A 3,840-nucleotide genomic window follows, 5' to 3' on the forward strand; every position below is an offset into this window, starting at 1 on the left:
GCCGACGACGCCGCCATTGGCCGCCTTGACGGAGCCGTCGGCCTGCTGGGCAGGCTCATAGGCGGCAGCGATGTTGTAGGCGATGTTGGTGGCCAGCGACGTCTTGCCCATGCCCGGACGGCCGGCGATGATGATCAAATCCGAAGGCTGCAGGCCGCCCATGCGGTGGTCGAGATCGCGCAGGCCGGTGGCAATGCCGGACAGGTGGCCATCGCGCATATAGGCCGCGCTGGCCATGTCCACGGCATTCTTCAACGCATCGGAAAAGCTTTCGAAACCGCCGTCGTAGCGGCCGTTTTCGGCCAGCTCGAACAGCCGCCGCTCGGCATCCTCGATCTGTTCGCCGGGCGCCATGTCGACCGGCGCGTCATAGGCGATGTTGACCATGTCCTCGCCGACCGTGATCAACGCGCGGCGCGTCGCAAGGTCATAGATGGCGCGGCCATAGTCCGTGGCGTTGACGACGGTCACAGCCTCGACCGCCAGCCGCACGACATATTGCGCCATCGTCATGTCGCCGACCTTCTCGTCGGCGGGCAGGAAGGTTTTCAGCGTAATCGGCGTCGCGACCTTGCCCATACGGATGAACTCGGACGCCACCTCGAAGATCTTGCGGTGCAGCGGCTCGTAGAAATGGCTGGCCTTGAGGAAGTCCGAGACGCGATAGAAGGCGTCGTTGTTGACGAGGATGGCGCCGAGCAGCGCTTGCTCGGCCTCGATGTTGTTGGGCGCTTCACGATAAAGCGGTGTTTCCGCCACGCCGAATTTTCGCGCTGCTTCTGCCATGATATCCCCGATTTCGATCCCGGCCTTTCGATATCAGAACGTGACAAGTCCATGCTGTCTTATCTGCACCAGTGCCTGTCCAATCAGCTTTGATACCCGCGATTCACAGCCGAGTTTTTTCGGTGGAAAGAATCACAATTGACTCGAATCGAAAGAACGACTGTAGCGCATCTATAGGGAGAACAAAACGAGAAAACAAGAATGGTGCCCTGTGCAGCCATCCCGCTCAAAGCTGACCGAGTCGCCCCTCGATGAACCGGCGTTCCGCCGGTTGCCGGGTCAACTCGATTGCCCGCCGGTAGGAGGTCCTTGCCGCTTCGGTCAAGCCAAGCCTGCGCTGCATGTCTGCTCGCGCCGCGTGCGCCAGATGGTAGCCGTCCAGCCCGCCTTGTGCCATGACCGCCTCGATTTCCGCCAGTCCGGCCTGCGGGCCGTCGCGCATGCCTATGGCCGCGGCGCGGTTGAGTGCCACGACCGGTGAGGGGTCGACGCGGCCGAGCACATCGTAAAGCGCGACGATCTGTACCCAGTCGGTCTCCGCCGTGCCTGCCGCCTCGGCGTGGACGGAAGCAATGGCCGCCTGCAGGATATACGGTCCGATGCGGCGCGAGGCGATCGCCCGACCGATCAGGCCGTCGGCCTCGGCGATCAGCGAACGGTCCCACAGCGTGCGGTCCTGATCCTCCAGCAGGACAAGGTCGCCGCTAGCATTGACCCGCGTCGCGCGCCGCGCCTCGTGCAGCAGCATCAGGGCAAGCAGCCCTTGCGCCTCCGGCTGGTCGAGCAGTTTGACCATCAGCCGGCCGAGCCGGATCGCCTCGGCGCACAGATCGGCCCGCGTCAGGTTCGGCCCCTCGGTTGCCGCGTAACCCTCGTTGAAGATCAGGTAGATCACCTGCAGCGCACTCTCGAGACGCGCCGGCAGGTCGTCGCGGTCGGGCACCTCGTAAGGGATCGCCTCGTCCCGGATCTTCGCCTTGGCCCGCACGATGCGTTGCGCAATGGTCGGTGCAGGCGTCAGATAGGCGCGGGCGATCTCTTCGGTGGTCAAACCACCCACTTCGCGCAGGGTCAGGGCGATGCTGCCATCCGGCGCCAGCGCCGGATGGCAGCAGACGAAGATGAGCCGCAATTCATCGTCCTGGATGTCTTCCGGCATGGCTGGTTCCGGCGTCGGCTCGGCCAAAGCCGTGAGCTCGGGAAGGGCCCCGGCCAGCCGCGCTTCCCGGCGCCAGCGGTCGATGGTCCTGAAGCGGCCGGCCGAGACCAGCCAGGAATAGGGGTTGGCCGGCACACCCTGGCGCGGCCATTGCTCGGCGGCAGCAGTGAAGGCCTCATGCAAGGCCTCCTCCGCCGCGTCGAAACCGCCGAGCAGGCGGATCAAGGTCGCCAGCACGCGCCGCGCCTCGGTGCGGTAGGCCGCCTCCAGGGCATCGCGGGGGCTGGTGGTGCTCACAGGACCGGCGGCGGCTGGCTGAAGTCGACGACTGGGCGAACTTCGACAAAGCCGATCGTTGCCAGTGGATGGCCGCTCGCCACTCGCACCGCCTCGTTGAGATCGCGGGCCTCGATGACGATGATGCCGCCCAGGATCTCCTTGGTCTCCATGAACGGGCCGTCGACGGTCGACAGCTTGCCGTCGCGGACCTGCACGGTCATTGCCTCCTCGGGCAGCACTAGGGCCTCGGCGGTTACGAAGTGGCCGCTGGCTTTGAGCACCTCGTCATATCCGGAGCACTCGGCCAGCACGGCATTGGCCTCCGGGCTGCCGCCGAACAATATTTCGGGGTGGTAATAGATGAGACAGGCGTAGCGCATGGTGGGTTTCCTTTTCCGGGATTGTCGAAAACTAGGGTTCTTGGGATCAGGCGTCGAGGATCGGCGCAAAGCCACCATGGACCCGCCGCTGGTTGTCGTAGGGCATGGTGTCGGCATACATGCGCGGATCGGCAATCACCTTTTTCCAGGCGCCGTCGCGCACCTGCTTCGACGGCCATTCGACCCAGGCATAGACGACGACCTCGTCGCCCGTCGCTTTCACGGCGCCACGGTAGTCGGTGACCTCGCCGTCGGGAACATCGTCGCCCCACGCTTCGACAACGCGGGTTGCGCCGTGTTCCTTGATCACCGCGGCCTGCTTCGTCGCTACGGCAAGGTAGGCCTGCTTGTTGGCGGCCGGCACCGGCACCAGCGAGCCATCGATATAGCCCGTCTTGCCGGTCGTGTTCAGGTCGATGAAGGGCGTGAAGCCACCGATGATCATGCGCTTGCCGTCAAAGGGCATGGAAGCGCCGATCTCCGCCATGCGCGGGTCGCTCATCATCGTCTGATAGGCCGCGTCCGCCGCCGCCTTGTCCGCGTATTCGTGCCATGAAAAGGTGATGACTTCATCCGGCTTTGCCTTCACGGCTCCCTTGAAGTCGGTGATCTTGCCGCCGGGCACGTCGTCGCCCCATCCTTCGACCATGCGGGTGGTGCCGAACTCCTTCAGCACCGATGCCACCTCGGCGACATGCCTGCGGTAAGCTTCCTTGTTGGCGGCGGGCACCGCGGCGACAAATCCTGCGATATAGCTCATTGCGTTTCTCCTATTGGCTGATGCCGTTTGACACTCTTGGCGTCTCGAAAGGTCCGAGAACGCCAATGGTCGAACGGCACGGCCTGGATTCGACATCGCTTCGAAATTTTTCTTCGAGGCGGTCGCAAACGCTGCTGCTGTCTATTCGGAAGCCAGCCTGTCGCCCCAGTCCAGCCGCCGGGCCAGCTTGAAGTCGGCGCCGTCGCGCTTGGTGAACAAGCGCTCGGCGGCGGTGCCGTCGTCCCGGCAAAGTTTGAGCAGAACCTTGCCGGAACCGGATTTCGGCGGCGCAACAACCCGCGCCTGGTGTGATGTGAGTCCGTCGCGAGAAGCCGCGACATAGATGAATTTCTCATCTTCCCACGGCACGTCGGCGTCCTTGGCCAGCCGGTGCAGGCGCGAGCGGGCGACGCGCCGGGAAAAGTGGCACCAATCGGGCGGGGCGAGCGGGCAGGGCGCCTGATGCGGGCAAGGCG

The 3,840-nt window shown here is 64.5% G+C and carries 5 protein-coding genes; all 5 read right to left on the reverse strand.

Annotated features, from left to right (window positions below):
* Nucleotides 1-786 (reverse strand): DnaB-like helicase N-terminal domain-containing protein (locus EN750_RS22835; protein ID WP_281062316.1); only part of this gene is annotated, 786 nt, incomplete at its 3' end.
* 226 nt (nt 787-1,012) lie between these two features.
* A complete protein-coding gene (locus tag EN750_RS22840) occupies nt 1,013-2,242 on the reverse strand; it encodes an RNA polymerase sigma factor (protein ID WP_127397724.1) in 1,230 nt (409 codons plus the stop codon).
* On the reverse strand, nt 2,239-2,604 hold the full coding sequence (locus tag EN750_RS22845) for a YciI family protein (RefSeq protein WP_127397725.1): 366 nt from the start codon (nt 2,602-2,604) through the stop codon (nt 2,239-2,241). The genes EN750_RS22840 and EN750_RS22845 overlap by 4 nt, the downstream gene beginning before the upstream one ends.
* Before the next feature lie 46 nt (nt 2,605-2,650).
* Nucleotides 2,651-3,364, reverse strand: coding sequence for a DUF1428 domain-containing protein (locus EN750_RS22850; RefSeq protein ID WP_127397726.1), 714 nt, complete (start codon nt 3,362-3,364; stop codon nt 2,651-2,653).
* Between the two features lie 141 nt (nt 3,365-3,505).
* Nucleotides 3,506-3,840: small ribosomal subunit Rsm22 family protein (locus EN750_RS22855; RefSeq protein WP_245482774.1), on the reverse strand; the 335-nt coding region annotated here is incomplete at its 5' end.

Origin of the sequence: Mesorhizobium sp. M7A.F.Ca.ET.027.03.2.1 (assembly GCF_003999175.1) — a bacterium.
GTDB lineage: Bacteria > Pseudomonadota > Alphaproteobacteria > Rhizobiales > Rhizobiaceae > Mesorhizobium.